Origin of the sequence: Anaerostipes sp. AF04-45, from assembly GCF_003461725.1 — a bacterium.
GTDB classification, from domain to species: domain Bacteria; phylum Bacillota; class Clostridia; order Lachnospirales; family Lachnospiraceae; genus Anaerostipes; species Anaerostipes caccae.
Genome location: NZ_QTXQ01000001.1, coordinates 93406 through 111506, shown reverse-complemented (window position 1 = coordinate 111506; position 18101 = coordinate 93406). Strand labels below are relative to the sequence as shown.

Annotated in this window: 10 protein-coding genes and 1 other annotated feature; of the genes, 9 read left to right on the top strand and 1 reads right to left on the bottom strand. The window is 46.0% G+C overall.

From position 1 onward, the window contains the following. Nucleotides 1–34 precede the first annotated feature (34 nt). The gene (locus DWV34_RS00480; protein ID WP_227032252.1) at nt 35–3727 is read right to left on the bottom strand and encodes an EAL domain-containing protein; all 3693 of its coding nucleotides are present in this window, start codon (nt 3725–3727) and stop codon (nt 35–37) included. Between the two features lie 144 nt (nt 3728–3871). Then, nucleotides 3872–4100 (top strand) — a binding site (T-box leader). Nucleotides 4101–4172: 72 nt separating this feature from the next. On the opposite strand from DWV34_RS00480, the gene aspS reads away from it, so the two are divergent. From aspS to DWV34_RS00430, 9 genes are all read left to right on the top strand, one after another. Beyond that, on the top strand, nt 4173–5918 hold the full coding sequence (gene aspS, locus DWV34_RS00475; RefSeq protein WP_022261188.1) for an aspartate--tRNA ligase: 1746 nt from the start codon (nt 4173–4175) through the stop codon (nt 5916–5918). An 89-nt stretch (nt 5919–6007) separates the two neighbouring features. Further along, complete coding sequence (locus DWV34_RS00470) at nt 6008–7378, top strand: YjbE family putative metal transport protein (RefSeq protein ID WP_009289229.1); 1371 nt, start codon at nt 6008–6010, stop codon at nt 7376–7378. Between the two features lie 285 nt (nt 7379–7663). After that, nucleotides 7664–8425, top strand: a complete 762-nt coding sequence (locus DWV34_RS00465) for a hypothetical protein (RefSeq protein ID WP_009289228.1) — start codon at nt 7664–7666, stop codon at nt 8423–8425. A 201-nt stretch (nt 8426–8626) separates the two neighbouring features. Then, complete coding sequence (locus DWV34_RS00460; protein WP_009289227.1) at nt 8627–9448, top strand: transketolase; 822 nt, start codon at nt 8627–8629, stop codon at nt 9446–9448. 11 nt (nt 9449–9459) lie between these two features. Next, nucleotides 9460–10446: a transketolase family protein gene (locus DWV34_RS00455; protein WP_118475048.1), complete on the top strand. Its 987-nt coding sequence runs from the start codon at nt 9460–9462 to the stop codon at nt 10444–10446. Further along, complete coding sequence (locus DWV34_RS00450; protein WP_009289225.1) at nt 10443–11453, top strand: zinc-dependent alcohol dehydrogenase; 1011 nt, start codon at nt 10443–10445, stop codon at nt 11451–11453. The genes DWV34_RS00455 and DWV34_RS00450 overlap by 4 nt, the downstream gene beginning before the upstream one ends. A 102-nt stretch (nt 11454–11555) precedes the next feature. After that, nucleotides 11556–14282: a sigma 54-interacting transcriptional regulator gene (locus DWV34_RS00445; protein WP_118475046.1), complete on the top strand. Its 2727-nt coding sequence runs from the start codon at nt 11556–11558 to the stop codon at nt 14280–14282. 77 nt (nt 14283–14359) lie between these two features. Then, the gene (locus tag DWV34_RS00435; RefSeq protein WP_243000794.1) at nt 14360–16693 is read left to right on the top strand and encodes an InlB B-repeat-containing protein; all 2334 of its coding nucleotides are present in this window, start codon (nt 14360–14362) and stop codon (nt 16691–16693) included. Between the two features lie 155 nt (nt 16694–16848). After that, nucleotides 16849–17823, top strand: coding sequence for a helix-turn-helix transcriptional regulator (locus tag DWV34_RS00430; RefSeq protein WP_022261184.1), 975 nt, complete (start codon nt 16849–16851; stop codon nt 17821–17823). The last annotated feature ends 278 nt before the right edge of the window (nt 17824–18101 follow it).

The window sequence follows — 18101 nt, the reverse complement described above, 5'->3', positions numbered from 1 at the left end:
TTGAGCTGCCGGTCCCGGCAGCTCTTTTGGATGATCATAAAGATTCTGTTCTTCTGCAGATGCACATGTAAGAAAAACTGTCTGTACTTCCGTTTATCGGGCTGGCTTCCAGTGATATAGCGAATGATTCTTTCTGAGGAAAATGTATGTTGACAGAAGCCTTAAATTCTGAATTTTTTTTCATAGCTTTTAAAAGGTCCTGTCTTATCTGTCTTAGATTTTCAGGATACACGGTATCGTTGTAAAAACGGGTTCTGACATACTGGTCCAATGATTCTGCCGTATAGCCATATTCCGCAAAAAAGCCCTCAGAGAGCAGCCTGAATTCAATTCTGCCTTCTCTTATTCGAAGCAGGAAAATACTTTCCGGAAGATGGACAAACAGATGGCTCATTCGGTTTCGGAGATTGACAGTCTCTGTAATGTCCGTGATGATCCCCTGTAAAAACTGCCGGCCCTGATACTCCATATACCTGCTTTGATCTATGACCCAGATGTATCCGTTTTTGCTGAGCATACGGTATTCAAAATTGACTATCACATCCTGCCGCTCAAGTTCTTCTACTCCGGCTGACACCAGGTGTCTGTCGTCAGGGTGGACCATGTTCATAAACTTATTGCCGAAGCGGTCCTTTATCTCCTGTCTGGTAAAGCCAAAGATCTGGAGGAATCGGTCACTTATATAGAGAAAATCATAATCCGGAGTGTCTTCACACCGGTGATAGCCTCCGGGCATATCATTGTTCAGGAATGCCAGCTCCTGGGATTTACGCATCAGTATGGCATTGCGCTCCGCCAGCTGCTGCTGGACGCTCATCGGTTCAGAAATATCAGTGCAGGCACTGACGATAGCAAAGCGGCCGTCTTCTGCTTCTATGACCTTTCCTTTGTCCAGGGACCAGAACCAGGAACCGTCTTTTTTGGGCATCCGGTATGTAGTCGTATACTCAAGCCCGGCGTAGTATTCCGGCCCGATATCTTTTGCCACCTGTTCCCTGTCATCCGGATGAATGGTATTGATGACTCTGCCGTCTATGGCCTGCTCGAATTCTTCAAAGGAACCGTAGCCCAAAAGCCGGACCATTTCATGGTTGGCGAAATAGAGAGGGAAACCGTCTTCACAGTAGCCGCCGATCATTCCTCCCGGCGACATCTGGGCGAAGATGGAGGCAGCAGTCCTGCGGTTTTCTTCCGTAAGTTTCATAAAGGACGGATCTTTTTCCGAGATATGGACAACAGCAGACAGAGCCCGCTGGGATGCATTCAGCCTCTGTTCTCTCTGTTTCTGCTCAGTCACGTCACTGATGGAACCATAGTAGAGTTTATCCCCTCCCTGTTTCTTCAGAAGGTACACATGCATATGAATCCAGATGGTGCTCCCGTCATCTTTAAGACGCCGGACGTCCGCTTCGGCTCCGTTTAAAATACTGCGGTCAGCGCTGTCGAATAAATCAAAGACTGTCTGATGATCTTCTTCATAAATATTTTCCAGGATGATTCTGCGCTGTTCTTCCAGATCAACGGCATTGGAACCCGTAACTTTAAAATATTGTTCATTACAGCGCACAAGTTCGATTTCACGTCCATGGATTTTATAAAAAGCTACACCGCCCATAATATTATTCAGCATTGCCTCACTGACAATATTCTCATTTAGCAGCTCTTTAATATGGAGACGTTCCAGCTGGCGTGCCTTGATGCCTCTGAGATCGAGATTGTTCTTATCGGCCAGTAAAGGCTCAAACACGCTGATGGGCATAGGATGGTAGAAGTAGTAGCCCTGTCCATAGGTACAGCCCATATTTAAAAGATAATCCATCTGTTCCTTTGTCTCAACGCCTTCGGCTATGATTTTCATACCCATGAAACGGGCCATGCTGATAATGGCTTCCAAAATGCCGTATCCTTTTTCAGCGCTCTGTTCATCCATCTCCAAAAATTTCATATCAATTTTTAAGACATCTACGTTGACGTCTTTCAGCATGTTCAGGGAAGAGTAACCGCTTCCGAAGTCATCCATCAGGACAGTAAATCCAGAGGCTCTGAGTTTTTCAATCGTATCGTTGATGAGCTCGTATTCTTCCGTATAAGCGCTCTCTGTAATTTCGATCTCGATCAGATGCGGTTCCAGACGGTATTTTTCTGTAAGATCCTTAAAAGTCTGTACGATGTCCAGTGAATAAACATCTACCCTGGAAACATTGACAGAGATCGGAATGGCTCTGTGGCCCCGGTCAATCCAGTCTCTGACCGAACGGCACACCCTGTCCCACACATAAAGATCCAGATTTGTAATAAATCCGTTGCTTTCCAGAAGCGGGATAAATTCTCCCGGAGATATCATGCCGCGTTTTGGGTGATTCCAGCGGACCAGAGATTCCAGACCGATGATCTTTCCGGTAGCCATGTTGCACTTCGGCTGAGCATAAAACGTAAATTCTTCCTGTTCCAGGGCATGCTGGACTTCCGACAGGAGAATATGGTTATTCTTCATTTTCTGCATCATGCCGCTGCCATAAATACAGGACCTCTTTGTGTAATTTCCTTTGACAGAAGACATGGCAATGGCTGCACGGTCATACATGGTCTGAATGGGTACGCCGCAGTCTTCGATCATATATAAACCAAAGGCAGGCAGAAACCCTACATTGCCCTGATAGTGCCTGATATAACCCATGATCTTTTGCTGGAGAGAAGAAATAACTGCCTGATCGTTGGGGAGAATAATACAGAAATCATCGTCTCCCATATAGCCGGCGATCCCTTCGTGCTCCTCCTGTGCCTTTTTCAGATGGAGGCCGATGTCTATGAGAAACTGGTCACCCGCCTCCTGTCCGTACCATTCATTGAAAAGCTTGAAATGTTCTATGTCAATGACCATGAGACAGTGCTCATGTGTTCCTGATGTCTGCAGCAGCCGGACTGCTTTCTGAACGAATATATTTTTTCGGTAAAGTCCTGTCAGAGGGTCAATAGAAGTGGAAGGAAGCGGCTTATGTTCCTTGATTTCCAGGCTTTTTTCCTTCTGCTCATGAATGTCCTGAACAAAACACATAATGATCTGGTCATCATCTCTGCTCTGGCGGACAGCCACGGCAGTCTGGGCAACCCAGCAGTAGCTGCCGTCTTTTTTTGCTTTCCGGAACTGGCCTAAAAGAAACGGAGACGGAGACGCGCTGCTGAGCCGTTCCATGATCGTATCCAGATTCCAGAAGTCAAGATAGTCCGCAATATCATCGGGATGAACTAATTCCCGGGATATAACTTCTGCCATCATCGTGGATAAAGATCCCTCTTCTGAGGGAATAATATATTTGTCAGAAAGATGAAATAAAACTTTGAAGGAATCTTTTGTGAGATTCAGTTCAAATAATTCGTCATAGGCAGAGAGATTCGTGAGGTTATAAAATAAATTTTTATTGCCCTCATAGATGGCTTTGGACAGGACAACGTGACAGAGCCCTTTCCCCGGCCAGTCTATCGTGCCGGTGCTCACATCGATCCACTGATGAATCTTCTTATTATAAAAGAGCGTGCTTTCATTCTCAGATACATGAAGAGGACAGCCGCCGCACGGTGCTTTCTCCCCGCAGAAGACTTCATAGCATATATCGCCGCAGCAGATCTGTGGAAAGACCTGCTGAAGCTCCCTGTTGAAATGCACGATCCTGTAATGATCGTCAATGATATAAATACTCGTTTCCGAAGTAAAATTATTAGAATTCATATGTATATTCCTGTCAGGCGGATTTACTATATAGTACTTTATTATTATAGTATTTTTTGTGTAAATCAGTCAATCACAAGAGAGGAAATATAGAAAAAGAGAAAAATAAATTGACAAGACAGACAAAACTGAACTATAATGATCCAAAAAGCGTAGATTGAGAAAAGTAGCATAAATTATCGCTTCCAGTGAGCGGGAGACAGTGGGAACTCCGCAGAGTGAATTTATGTGAAGAACACTCAGGAGCTGTAATCTGAACATCCTAAGGATTAGTAGGTGCGCCGCAGGCTGTGCGTTATTCAGCATACCAGAGAGGCTGCAGGGCAGCAAATCAGGTGGTACCGCGGAACTTGTACAGTTGTCCGTCCTGAATGATTTTTTAGGATAGACGACTTTTTTTATTACAAAAAAGTTTATCACGATGAAAGTAAAAGGAGAAAAAGAAATGTCAGATATGTACCGCAGCAAGACTATGGATAAGATTTCTGAGAGTGATATCGGGTCCCAGTTAAAGATTGCCGGGTGGGTGGAAAATATCCGAGACCACGGCGGAGTTTCATTTATTGATTTAAGAGATATGTACGGCGTCATGCAGGTCGTGTTAAGGGATGCAAGTCTTTTAAATGAAGTGAGAAAAGAAGAATGCCTTTCCATCGAAGGGATCATTGAGCACAGGGACGAAGAGACTTACAATCCGAAAATTCCTACGGGAACCATCGAACTGGAAGCCCATAAGATTACAGTGCTCGGCAAGGTATATACTGACCTTCCGTTTGAAGTATCAGGTTCCAAAGAGATCCGTGAGGATGTCCGCTTAAAATATCGGTATTTGGATTTGAGAAACCGCAAAGTAAAGGACAATATCAAATTCCGCTCCGAAGTCATCAGTTTCCTGAGAAGAAAGATGGATGACCTTGGATTTATGGAGATTCAGACACCGATCCTCTGCGCATCTTCACCGGAAGGGGCGAGAGACTATATCGTGCCGTCCAGAAAATACAAAGGGAAGTTTTATGCCCTCCCTCAGGCTCCGCAGCAGTACAAACAGCTTTTGATGGTATCCGGCATCGACAAATACTATCAGGTTGCGCCTTGTTTCAGAGATGAGGACGCCCGCGCCGACCGTTCTCCGGGAGAGTTTTATCAGCTGGACTTTGAAATGAGTTTTGCCACACAGGAAGATGTCTTTAAAATCGGTGAGGAAGTGCTGGCAGAGACTTTTAAGAAATTTGCGCCGGAAGGGTCTGTTGTGACAGACACGCCATTCCCGGTGATCAGTTATCAGCAGGCAATGCTGGAATTCGGAACGGACAAACCGGATTTAAGGAATCCTTTAAGGATCGTGGACGTGACAGACTTTTTCCAGAGATGTACCTTCAAGCCGTTTCATGACAAGACGGTAAGGGCCGTGAAAGTTCACGCAAATCTCTCAAAAGGATTCCATGAAAAGCTTCTTAAATTTGCACAGTCCATCGGCATGGCCGGACTCGGATATCTGGAAGTAAAAGAAGATATGTCCTACAAGGGACCGATCGACAAGTTTATCCCGGAAGATATGAAGAGTGAGCTTGCCGAGAAAGCACATCTTGAGGCTGGGGACGTGATCTTCTTTATCGCAGCCAGTGAAAAACCTGCCTGTCTGTTTGCGGGACAGATCAGGGACGAACTTGCCGCGCGCCTGGATCTCTGTGAAAAAAATGCCTATCGTTTCTGCTACATCAACGATTTCCCGATGTATGAGACAGACGAGGAGACAGGTCAGGTGACCTTTACACACAACCCGTTCTCCATGCCGCAGGGAGGACTGAAAGCGCTGAATGAAAAAGATCCTCTGGATATCCTCGCATACCAGTACGATATCGTCTGCAACGGAGTGGAACTTTCCTCCGGTGCGGTGAGAAACCATGATCTGGACGTCATGGTCAAGGCATTTGAAGTCGCAGGATACGACGAAGAGACATTAAAAGAAAAATTTGGAGCGCTATATAACGCATTCCAGTTCGGTGCCCCTCCTCATGCAGGAATGGCGCCGGGAATCGACCGTATGATCATGCTCCTTAGAAATGAAGAAAATATCCGCGAAGTAATCGCCTTCCCTATGAGCGGAACTGCACAGGATCTTATGTGCGGGGCTCCTGGAGAAGTGTCAGAGCTTCAGTTAAGAGAGACACACATCAAAGTAAGAGATTAATAGTTAAAAAAGCCGTACATTCAGAAATGAATGGGCGGCTTTTTGCATATATATGGTAAATAATAAAGTTTGCACAGGGGGAAGGCCTTTTGGGTACGCTTCTTCAGATTGTTTTTATCAACCTTGTCGTGTCTCTGGATAATATCGGCGTCATCGCCATGGCAACCAGGGGGCTTTCAAAGCGCCGGGCCAAAGCGGCCCGAGATCTGGGCGTCTGGCTGTCTATCTTTCTTAAGATGATCTTTGTGGGGATCATCGGATTTTTGTTCAGGATTCCATGGCTTCACATCAGAATACTGGGAGGTGTGATGCTTTTATATGTCACTTTCACGATGATGATGGAAAGCGGAACGGGAAGTGAAAAGCGTGAACAGACAGGACGGAAGGACAGCTTCTGGTTTGCAATCATTTCGATCGTGGCAGCAGATGTGAGTATGAGTTTTGACAACGTGCTGGCTATCCTCGGAGTCGTGTCTGCGGACGGCGGCGGTCTGCATATGAGAGAATTTCTGCTGATCTTCGGCGGCCTGGCATTTTGTGTGCCGCTGCTTCTCTGGTTCAGCGGAACCATTGCAGAGTGGATGGAAGAGTTTCCGGTCCTAAACGATATCTGCGCCGGATACCTTGTCTACACAGCAGTCAAGATGATGATGGAAGATGAGTTCGTATCTCTATTCCTTCAGGAAATCAATTTTTCCATCGCGGCACCGTGTGCGGCACTGGCCGGTATCCTTGTGGCCTGCTTTAAAGTCTATTCGGAGGGAAGAGATTTTCAATATCACAGCGGGAAGATTCTCGTGGCCTGTGTCACGGCTCTGTCCTGCTATGCGGTCATGGACATGGCAGTGCTCTCGTACCTGAGCACCGGGCCTTCTCCAAAGGGATACCAGCTGAGTCTGGAAGCTCTTTACGGATTTCTTCCAAAAGGGATCAATGCGGTCCATCTCACCTCCATGTCCTCCGGAATCCTGGAACTATGCGTGGCAGTTTATACAGCAGATGTGATGAGGCGGAGGGAGCCGTCCTCATTTTTCTGGAAATACATAAAAGTAGAAAATACGATGGCAAGGCTTTTGCTGTTTCAGACAGCGCTCTATGTCATAGGGCTGACGCTTAACTTTGGGCTTGGAAAGCCGGATGTGTGGATGTTCATCCTGGAACTGCTCTTTGAATTCCTGCTGATGAGTGTCTATGCGGCAGTCTTCGGGCTTTTGTGCTTTTCTTTTAAAAACGGGGGATTGGGACTGGGGATGAGCCTTTTGTTCCTTCTGCTGGAAGCAGTCATATCTTCTGTGCTGATGCTCGACGAGACCAGCGTGCTGGCGGGAATGTTCCCGAATTATTATCTGGAGAACCTGGAAAGTCATATGCACGATATGATCTTTGTCATGAGAGGGGTCTTTATGTCGGCAATTTATATACTGCCTGCGTTGATGATTGGGGAGAGAAAAATGAATTGATAACCACGTATTTACGTGGCATACTATACAGTATAGAAGCTCTGGTATAATGGCTGCAAAAAATTGGACAAAAGGATATGGAAAGGGAAAGAATGATTGATATAAAAGATCTAAATAAATACGAGCGTGATTTTTCTACTTATTATGGAGGGAGAAGTGGGTCTAAATATGCGATTATAATTGACGGAGAACGATGGATGATAAAGTTCCCAGAGAGTACAAAGGATTTTATGGGAAGACAAAAAAAGAACGCCCACTTTCCATCCTATACAGCCAGTCCATTGAGTGAATATTGGTTCTCAGATTTACCAATCATTAGGTATTCCTGTGCATGAGACAATGTTAGGAATAAGAGATAACAAATTAGTTGTGGCATGTAAAGATTTTGATCCTTTACACAGGCTGGTAGAATATGGACAGATAAAAAACTCATTGACAGACACAGAGATAGAATCGGTGCATAGTTCATCAGGCCAGCAGAGAGAAGCTTTGATGGATGTACTGAATGTTATTTCCACAGCGCCGGTTTTTCAAAAGACTCCTGGGGTGAAAGAAAGATTTTGGGATATGTTTATTGCAGATGCCTTTATTCGGAATAATGACCGCGATAACGGAAACTGGGGCATTTTTATTAATGCAGACGGAACAGGAAAATTGGCACCTGTTTATGACAATGGAAATTGTCTGTTTAATAAATGCAATCCTTCTGTGGCAGAAAGGAGAATTGCAAATGAAAGAGATATCTATCAGGATGCCCTTGGTACCGGTGTTTCTTATTTTACAGATAAAAACGATAAAAATATTCATCCATTTCAGTATATCGAAAGCGCTGAAAATCCTGACTGTACAGCTGCATTATTAAGGTTTGTAAAGCATTTGGATGTAAGAGAAATTGATAGGATTGTCGAAGAGATTCCTGAGAATTTTCAAGATATACAGATTATAACAGCGATACAAAAAGAACATTATAAAGCGGTATTCCATATGATGCTGAACAAGAGCATTTTTCCTGCAGCAAATAATTTTGAAAAAAACCTGATAAAATAAGGCTTTAAAGCACCTTTATTCATAGGAATAGAAGTTAAAAAATTGAGCAAAAAACAACTTATGTAATGGGAGTTAAGTTGTTTTTTGCTCAATTTTTATAATGATACCACTTACAGAGAGATTTTCCCATTAACACACTATGTTGGCATGGTTTTTGCTTTCTATTTTGTCATATCAACGGAACAAAAAGGAGGTACGTGTATGGTAACAGAGCAGGAGTTAAGAGAACTTACTGATTTTGCGCAGGAAATCAGGATCTGGACAATACGGCAGATGGCAGAGAGAGGGTTCGGACACATGGGAGGGGCTATGAGTATCTGCGATCTGCTGAGTGTGTTATACGGGAAACGGATGAAGGTTTGTCCTGAGGACCCTTCCTTTGAAGAGAGGGACTGGCTGGTATGTTCCAAAGGACATGCAGGGCCGGCGGTGTATGCGGCACTGGCATTAAAGGGATTCTTCCCGAAGGAGTGGCTGTGTACGCTGAACCAGCCGGGCACAAGGCTGCCGAGCCACTGCGACGCGGGAAAGACACCGGGGATCGATGTGACGACCGGTTCTCTGGGACAGGGGCTCTCAGCAGCCTGCGGCGTGGCTTTGGCAAAGAAACTGGACGAAAGGAAAGAACGGGTCTACTGTATCATCGGCGACGGCGAGAGCCAGGAAGGACAGAACTGGGAGGCTGCAATGTTTGCGGCACAGAACCGTCTGGGGAACCTGACTCTGTTTGTGGATAACAATAAAAAACAGCTGGACAATGACACAGAAAAAATCTGTGACATGGAGGATTTTGAAGAGAAATTCAAAAGTTTCGGCTGGCATACAGTCCGGGTAAACGGACATGACTGCAGAGCCATAGACGATGCGGTTGGCCAGGCTATACAGGAACAGGAGCGGCCCACAGCGGTGATTCTTGATACACTGAAAGGAAAAGGATGTAAGTTTGCGGAAACTATATGGAATCATCATATCAATGTGACCGGAGAGCAGGCCAAAGAAGCGATCGAAGCCTTAATGGCGTAAGGAGGGAGAATATGAGCGTAGTAATATCCAATACACATGAAAACGGAGAGAGATCCATGGCGGAGGTCTACTCAGAGACCATGATGGAACAGATGAAAGAAAACCGGGACATTGTGGAGCTGGAGGCGGACCTGGGATTCTGCCTGATGGGAAACCAGATGAATGAACTGGCAGAGGAAGTTCCGGGACAGATCATTGACTGCGGAATTCAGGAGGCAAACATGACAGGGGTTGCCTGCGGCCTGTCTTTTGCCGGGAAAATCCCGTTTGCCCATTCTTTTGCGCCGTTTATTTCCAGGAGGGCCAATGATCAGATTTTTATTTCCGGATGTTATGCGGGTGCCAATGTAAAACTTGTGGGATCTGATCCGGGGATCATGGCAGCATACAATGGCGGAACTCACATGCCTTTTGAAGATGTGGCAGTTTTAAGGGCATTTCCCGGGATGACCATTGTTGAGCCGACGGATCATGTGATGTTAAAAGATCTGGTAAAGCAGCTGGCAGAGAAGAAAGGAATGTGCTACATACGCTGTGCGAGAAAAAATGTACCCAGGATTTATGAACAAGGTTCCGAGTTTGAAATAGGAAAAGGAAATATCGTGAAAGACGGAACGGATGCATCTGTAATCGCCAGCGGCATCATGGTGGCAGAAGCGCTGAAAGCAGCCCACATATTAGAGAAGGAGGGTATTTCCATAAGAGTCGTGGATATGTTTACGATTAAACCGCTGGACTGTGGACTGACAGTGCGCTGTGCACAGGAGACGAAGGCTGTCGTGACGGCGGAAAACCATAATATCCACGGAGGACTGTATGGTGCAGTTTGTGAGGTGCTGGCAAAGACAAATCCTGTCCCGGTGGAGGCCGTGGGAATAAAAGATGAGTTCGGTGAAGTGGGAGATATGGAGTATCTGAAAAAACGGTTTGGCCTCACGGCAGATGATATCGCTCAGAAAGTTAGAAAAGCCATAGAGAGAAAGCGGGTGGAGAGATGAAACGCAGGATTGCAAAGCTGACCGGACCAAAAACATTTGAGTTTTTTGAAGAAGACCTGCCGGAGCTGAAATCAGACGAAATACTGCTCAAAATGGTCAGCGCGGGACTTTGTCATTCTGACATTCCAGCGTATATGGGCACCAGCGCCATGGGAAGAAATCCTCTTGGATATGAAGATGTGGTTAAACCTCATTATCCTATAGGAATCGGCCACGAACCGACCGCTGTGGTGGAAGCCGTGGGAAATGCTGTGACAAAATTCAAACCGGGCGACCAGGTGACTGGAGTGACATCAGAGTGTATGGCGACACACAAGATCATCAGGGAGGAGGAGAGAATCATCAGAGTGCCGGAAATGGATAAACCTTTTGAATGTTGTCTTGGAGAGCCGATGATGTGTGTGGCAAATATCGTTCAGGCTGCCAAACCGGCATTCGGTGACCATGTGGCGGTGATCGGATGCGGGTTCATGGGCCTTTTGACCATCGCCGGACTGAAGAATGACCGTCTGGGAAGTCTAACGGCTGTTGATCTGATGGACGGACGGCTGGCTGTGGCAGGAGAATATGGAGCGGACCATACGGTGAATCCGGCAAAAGAGTCTTTAGAGGAAACCATGATGAAGATTACAAGAGGAAAGGGATTTGACGTCATCGTGGAAATCACAGGAAGTCTAAGAGGACTGGCTTCTGCCCTGTCTATTTCCAGGATCAGCGGAAGAGGAAAGATCCTTCTCCCGTCTATGTATACGAGGAATGAAGTGTTTACGCAGAAAATGGCCTATCATATGATGTATCGCTCTCCGATCCTCCATGTGGTACATCCGTGGTACTGCGAAGACTATATGGACACACTGGAAAAAGCAGTGAGTGCCTACAAAAAAGGAATCTTCCCCACGGACCGGCTGATCACCCACAGAATTCCGTTTGAGGAGATTTCCCGGGGATTTGAACTGCTTGAAAATAATCCTGAAGAATATGTAAAAGGAATTATAGTATTTGACTGACGGAAGATAATGGAAGAAGCCCTTTCTTGAGTTTATGTACTTCATTCGGTACAATAGTCATAAGAAAACCAGGACGCCAAAGAGAGAGCAGGGAGAGAGCGTATGAACCGGAAGGAGAAAATATTTCAGTATTTATCAGAATATGCAAGAATACAGACAGACAGCGGCTTTGAGCCGGAGGCGGACTCAGGCTATATTGCAGAAAGGCTGGGACTCGACCGGAGCAATGTGAGCAGAGATCTGAACGAACTTGCGCGGGAGGGATTGACAGTGAAGCTGGACGGAAGACCGGTCAAATTTGTTCCCGCAGAATTTTACCGGAAACCGGAGCCTGAGAAGAGGGAATCGAAAGAATTTGCTTTTATGATCGGGGAGGACGGATCGCTGAAAACGCAGATTCAACAGGGGAAGTCTGCGGTGCTGTATCCGCCCAATGGTCTGCACACGCTGCTGGCAGGTCCGACTGGAACAGGTAAGACTACATTTGCGGAGAAACTGTACCAGTATGCCAAAGCCATGAAGGTGATGAAGGAAGATGCCGGATTTATTGTCTTTAACTGCGCGGAGTATGCCCAGAATCAGGAACTGATTCTTTCCCAGCTGTTTGGCCACAAAAAAGGCGCTTTTACCGGAGCTGAAAAGGACAAACCCGGACTGGTGGAAAAGGCAGACGGAGGCATTTTGTTTCTGGATGAGATCCACCGCCTGCCTCCCTATGGACAGGAAATGCTGTTTCTCCTCATGGATAAGGGATGCTACCGGAGGCTCGGCGAGACAGAGGAAGTGAGAAAGGCGAGTGTCCTGATCATCGGCGCTACGACGGAAAATCTGAATACGACCCTCCTTAAGACCTTCCTTCGGAGAATGCCGGTGGTCATTCATCTGCCATCGCTGGAAAAGCGGCCGCTCATCGAGCGGCTTCGGCTGATTGAGGAGTTTTTTTCGGCAGAACAGAAAAAGATCGGGGCGCCCATCCAGGTATATAAAGATGTGGTCATTGCCCTTCTTTTGTATTCCTGTCCGGGGAACATCGGGCAGCTTTCTGCCGATATCCAGCTCTTATGCGCCAGAGCATTTCTGGAATTCAAGGTAGAACAGAAGGAAGTGGTGGAGATCAACTTTGAAATCCTGCCGTCCTATATACAGAACGGACGCCTGGAATCTTCAAAGAAAAAGAGCGATCTGATCGAATTTTTGCAGTACTCCGAAGATTATCATATGTTTCTGGACAGCGAGGCTGACGGTGAGCCGGGAACCGAGAATCTATACATGGAGATTTCCAAAAAGTACGAAAAATTCCTGGAGCAGGGAAGATCCGGCGGTGAGATCAGCGATATCATCGAGGATGATCTGGAGCAGTATATGAATGCGCTGCTCAAAAAGTATGATATGAAGAAGGAACACTATGAAAAGAAAAATCTTCTCAAGATTATTGACGCAAAAGTGTATTACGCGGTGGAGGACATCCTGCAGTTTGCGGAGATAAAACTTGGAAGGAAGATGCCGGAGCGGATCAAGGTCGGAATTGCCATGCATGTCAATGCCATGACCGAGAGGATTTCCAAAGGGATCATGCTTAAGGAAAAAGAATTAAATGACATTGTCCTGAATCATCCCCAGGAATTTCAGACAGCAAAGGTCATGTTAAGGCTCCTGGAAGAAGAACTCGGGATACAGGTTCCAAAGCAGGAGATCGGATATTTTACCATGTTTCTGTGTGCCATGGATGAGGAGGCGATCTATCCGAAAATAGCGGTCATCGTCATGGCCCATGGGGAGAGCACAGCCAGCAGTATGGCAGAGGTAGCAAATAAGCTTTTAAAGACTGGACACTGCCATGCCATCGACATGCCTCTGGATGTGCCTGCGGAGGAGGCACTGGAAAAGGCGGTGGTGTTGGCAAAAGAAACAGATGAAGGCAGAGGAGTGCTTGTGCTTGCAGATATGGGCTCCCTTCTCATGTTCCCGGAAATGATCGAGAAACGGACCGGAATCCCTGTGAAAACAGTTCCCATGGTGTCCACCATCATGGTCATTGAGGCGGTAAGAAAAGCGATGCTCAGGGGTGCGGACATCGACCGGCTTGCGAAGGAGATGAGACAGATCGGAAAGGTGTTTGACCAAAAGCATGGAGAACAAAGTATCCATACAATCCTGGTCACATGTTTTACAGGGCAGGGAACGGCATTGAAGCTTTCCGAAATTATCAGGGATATGATCCCGGCAGAGCAGCAGAGCCGGTTTAAGATCCGCTGTATGGATTTTGAAGGGATGGATGCGGTAAAGGAAGCAGAAGGGCAGGAAGATCTGTCCGGGGCAGATGCAGTGGTCGGTACGGTTGATTTGAAACTTCCCAATGTCCCGTTTATCTCCGTGGACGAGTTCGTTGTAGGAGACGGAATGGCAAGGCTCAGCGAGATGATACAGGGACAGGCTGAAACTGTCTGTGAGACAAAAGATGAAGCAGTCATGGATGAAAAGCTTTTGACCGGAACTCTGGAACAGCTTTTATATTTTCTGAATCCTAAAAAAATGGCAGGCCAGGCCATGGAATGCTTAAAGGAATCTGTCAGGGCATTACATATGGAAGTGACAAGAGAACTGGCTGTGCGGTATGTGATTCATCTGTGCTGTATGCTGGAGCGCCTGATCCAGGAGGAAGTTCTGCCTCACCAGGAAACGGAAATTTTAAAGGAGAAATATAAACATATATTTGAAACGGTAAAAAGGAGCCTTCGGCCTCTGGAGGACTGTCTGCATATGAAGATACCGGATTCTGAGACCGCTTATCTTGTAGAGATGCTTTTGGAAGAGAAGGAATCCTGCTGATTGGACTAACTTTTTTTTGGAACCGTCTCACCTGATATAAAAACTCGAAGTGGTAAAAAATCAGGGGGAATACAGAGATGAAGAAGAAAAGACGCATTTGGATATTGGCCGCAGTGTTAGCTGTGGCGGCAGTACAGGGAACTGTTTTTGCAGAGGACCAGGAGTCCGGTAGTACAGCAGAAGCTGTGACAGAAACAACAACAGAGGCTGACAAACTTCTGAAGACGGAAGTGCTCATGGAAACTGCCAGAGAGCAGATTTCAGATGAAAAGCAGGAGCAGCCCAAGATCAAAAAGACTGGGAAGAAACAAATCATGCAGATGCAGAAGCCCATAAAAAAGGCGGCAGACGGGCAGACCTTATTGGATGTAAGCAAAGGAAACATCAGCATTACAAGCGCCGGAGCGACCGGGGGGGGGGGTACAAGCAGTGAGACATCTTTGAACCCCAAAGGCTACCGGATTACAGGTACAACCACTTCGAATATTATAAAAGTAGAACCGAACGTTACGACGGACATTACTCTGGATAATGTCAGTGTAACCAGCAGCGGAACTAAAAATTGCATGGACGTGTCCCATGCCAATGTAACGATTACACTGGTGGGGAATAACCTTTTGTCCTGCGGAGCGACAGCTTATGGCGCTTTGGTCAAGGACGGAATGGACGATTCCAGATTAATCATTCAGTGTGAACATGCAACGGCAATCGGAAATATTACTTCAAACCGGACCATTGGCTCAGAAGCGGGATTTTCTAATCTGACCATCAGAGGCGGTATTGTGGAAGCACAGGCAGGAGGCCACAACTGTGCGATTGGAGCAGCCTGCGGAAGTTATACACACAATTCTGCAACGGATCAGAATAAATATGCCAAAAATATCAGGATCGAAGGAGGAGTCGTAACAGCCAGAGGAGGGAAAGACTGTGCCGGGCTTGGAGGCGGCAGAGCCACTCCGGTGGACGGCATTTATATTACGGGAGGGACGGTGTATGCATCCGGAGGTGCCCATTCTCCGGGGATCGGTTCAGGAGGGATCAGTTCAGACGCAGGCGGTGCTGACATGAATGATCCTGAGTCGATGAATGCGTCAAATATTGAGATCACAGGAGGAAATACCCTCGTCATAGCCGTCGGTGATAAAGATACCGCTATGCCGGGAATTGGCTGCGGCCGGAAGTATGACAATAAAGTGAGAGGTACGGCAGTGAATATTACTGCAGAACCGGATGCAGGATATCAGGGATATATTCAGGACGGCATTTCTGAGACAGAGTATAATTTTACAGCAGAATCTCCGTTCCAGACAAAGCAGGATATTAAGGTGGATAAATATTTTACCATGGTTTATTTCGGCCCGTTCCGGGATGAAAATAAAATAAACTCAGAGACAAAAGAACAGCTGGGGGCCAATCATCTGATCAGCAAGACCGGAGGAAAAGGCTTTTCCGAGCAGCAGATCAAAGAGCTGGTGAAGGCAAACGGCAAGGACAAGGACGGAAATCCATTTGATACTAATGATTTTACCCTGCCGGACAAGGATCAGATGAATGCCATCAATAAGGCCAAAGAAAAAGGAGAAGTTGGAGATTATCAGCTGACCATTGCCACAGAAAACGGAACTCAGGTAACGGTCACGGTATCTTTAAGAGGAAACGGTACAGATGCTGCAGTGCCAGGGAGTGATACAGATTCCGGAATGATAGGAGCCAATGATGTAGAAAAAGAGACCGGAGGAAAAGGCTTTGAGATACAAGAGATTAAGGAACTGTGCGGGATCAAAGGAAAAGATAAAGATGGAAATAATCTGAAACTGGAAGATTTTAAGATTAATGAAGATCAGTTTCATGCAATCAATGAGGCAAAGACTTCAAAGAAGACCGGAAAGTTTCCGCTGACCTACGAGACGTCGGAGGGAGAGATGGTAACGGTGGAAGTACTGCTCACCGGAACAGTGGAGAGTTCATTTGACACTGGAGGAGGAACGAAGGCTCCGGAGATGCAGAGCATAGACAGCGGCCAAACAGTGGAAAAACCAACGGACCCGGCAAGAGAGGGATATGTTTTTGAAGGATGGTATTATACAGATAGAGAAGGGAATGAAGTCCCGTGGGATTTTGAAGAACCTGTTTATGAAAACATGACTTTGAAAGCCAGATGGAAAGAAGAACCGAAGCCAGAAGTCACAGAGCAAAATCAGGTTACCACAGAAACACCGGTAAATTCAGAACAGCCAGTTAAAACCGAACAGCCGGTGCCGAACTGGGAGTACAGCAAAAGAAAAAAGACAGAGCAATCTGAGGAGAAAACAGTCAAAACCGGAGACGAAAAGGGAAGTCTGTTTTTCCTGATTCTCTTTGGAGGTTCATTGGCAGGAGCAGGAATTTTATTAAACAAGAAGATAAGATAAAACACATACCGGAACGCTATTCAGAATAGTGTTCCGGTTTTTTGACAGATGTCCACAATAAAAGATAAGATATATAACAGCAAGTGAAATCAAGCCGAAGCCAGTCTATTTCTTTATAATAAATTTAGGGTGGTTGAAACGAGGTGAACAGACGAATGTATGAGTGGCAGAGGCAGATCCAGACGATCGTTGATGAGATCGACAGATGTATTAAAAACTACAATGATGAAGCGCTGACACTGTGCTTTCTTTCCCGAAGGCTGGGTTATTCAGAGTTTTATACAACAAGAAAGTTTAAAGAAATATCGGGGATTCCGTTCAGGGATTATCTGCGGCTCAGAAAATTGGCCTTTGCGCTGAAAGAAGTGCGGGACAGTGGGAAAAGCATTTTGGATATTGCGTTTGATTATGGATTTTCGTCACATGAAGCTTTTACGAGAGCCTTTAAGAGAACATACGGCGTGACTCCGAGTGAATACCGGAAAAGGCCGAAGCCAGTCGTTCTTCGTACAAAAATCACTCCGTTTGACCGCTACTTTTTTGGATTAGGAGAAATCGGCATGAAGAAATCTGAAGATGATATTAAAATTTATTTTGTAACGATTCCCGCACACAAATATTTGCATATTAAGAATTATGAGAGCAATGGGTATTGGGATTTTTGGCAGAAACAAAATCTCATTCCCGGGCAGGACTATGAGACAATCTGCGGTCTGCTTGACAGCATCAAGGGAAAACTGGATGACGATGGCGGGAGTGAGCCTAACAGCGGCAGCGGCCAGATTATGGCATATATCAATGATCCGGACGGCAGACTCTGTGACTGGGGTTTTCTGCGCACGGAGTCTCATGGTGTGCGTCTTCCGGCGGATTACACCGGCGAGGTACCGCCTCAGATGCAGCTGATGGATGTTCCCGAAGCCGAGTATGTAGTATTCGAGCACGGTCCGTTCGATTATGAGCAGGAAAACCGAAGTGTGGAGGAAAAGATTGAAAAGGCAATGGCAGAATTTGATTTTGAAGGAACCGGATATCGCTATGACCTGACTCCCGGCAGAATCATTTATTTTTATTTCAATCCGGAAAAACATTTTAAATATATCCGGCCGGTGCGAAAAGAAAAAAACTGATGACATTTTCCACACGATTTCCGTTCGGCTCTTAGAATGCCTCACTACAATCGTGTAGAAAATGGACGTAGTGTCTGCTGGATAAGAATAGTGGCTAAACAGAAGGTGCCATTTTTCGAAAATATCGCGCAAAGCGCGTTCACCCGAAGGATATAAAACACGGTGTACCCTGTGGGTATACAGCATCAGGCAGCGAAAATTTATTTTTGCTGCCTGGTTTTCTTTTCCTCTTGCAAACTAACTTTTTTATAAAGAGTGAGTACCTGATATAAAAACTC

Excerpts from the sequence above, each read along its gene's own strand:
- DWV34_RS00480 (WP_227032252.1), bottom strand. The coding sequence starts at position 3,727 with ATGAATTCTAATAATTTTACTTCGGAAACGAGTATTTATATCATTGAC.
- aspS (WP_022261188.1), top strand. The coding sequence starts at position 4,173 with ATGTCAGATATGTACCGCAGCAAGACTATGGATAAGATTTCTGAGAGT.
- DWV34_RS00460 (WP_009289227.1), top strand. The coding sequence starts at position 8,627 with ATGGTAACAGAGCAGGAGTTAAGAGAACTTACTGATTTTGCGCAGGAA.
- DWV34_RS00455 (WP_118475048.1), top strand. The coding sequence starts at position 9,460 with ATGAGCGTAGTAATATCCAATACACATGAAAACGGAGAGAGATCCATG.
- DWV34_RS00450 (WP_009289225.1), top strand. The coding sequence starts at position 10,443 with ATGAAACGCAGGATTGCAAAGCTGACCGGACCAAAAACATTTGAGTTT.
- DWV34_RS00445 (WP_118475046.1), top strand. The coding sequence starts at position 11,556 with ATGAACCGGAAGGAGAAAATATTTCAGTATTTATCAGAATATGCAAGA.
- DWV34_RS00435 (WP_243000794.1), top strand. The coding sequence starts at position 14,360 with ATGAAGAAGAAAAGACGCATTTGGATATTGGCCGCAGTGTTAGCTGTG.
- DWV34_RS00430 (WP_022261184.1), top strand. The coding sequence starts at position 16,849 with ATGTATGAGTGGCAGAGGCAGATCCAGACGATCGTTGATGAGATCGAC.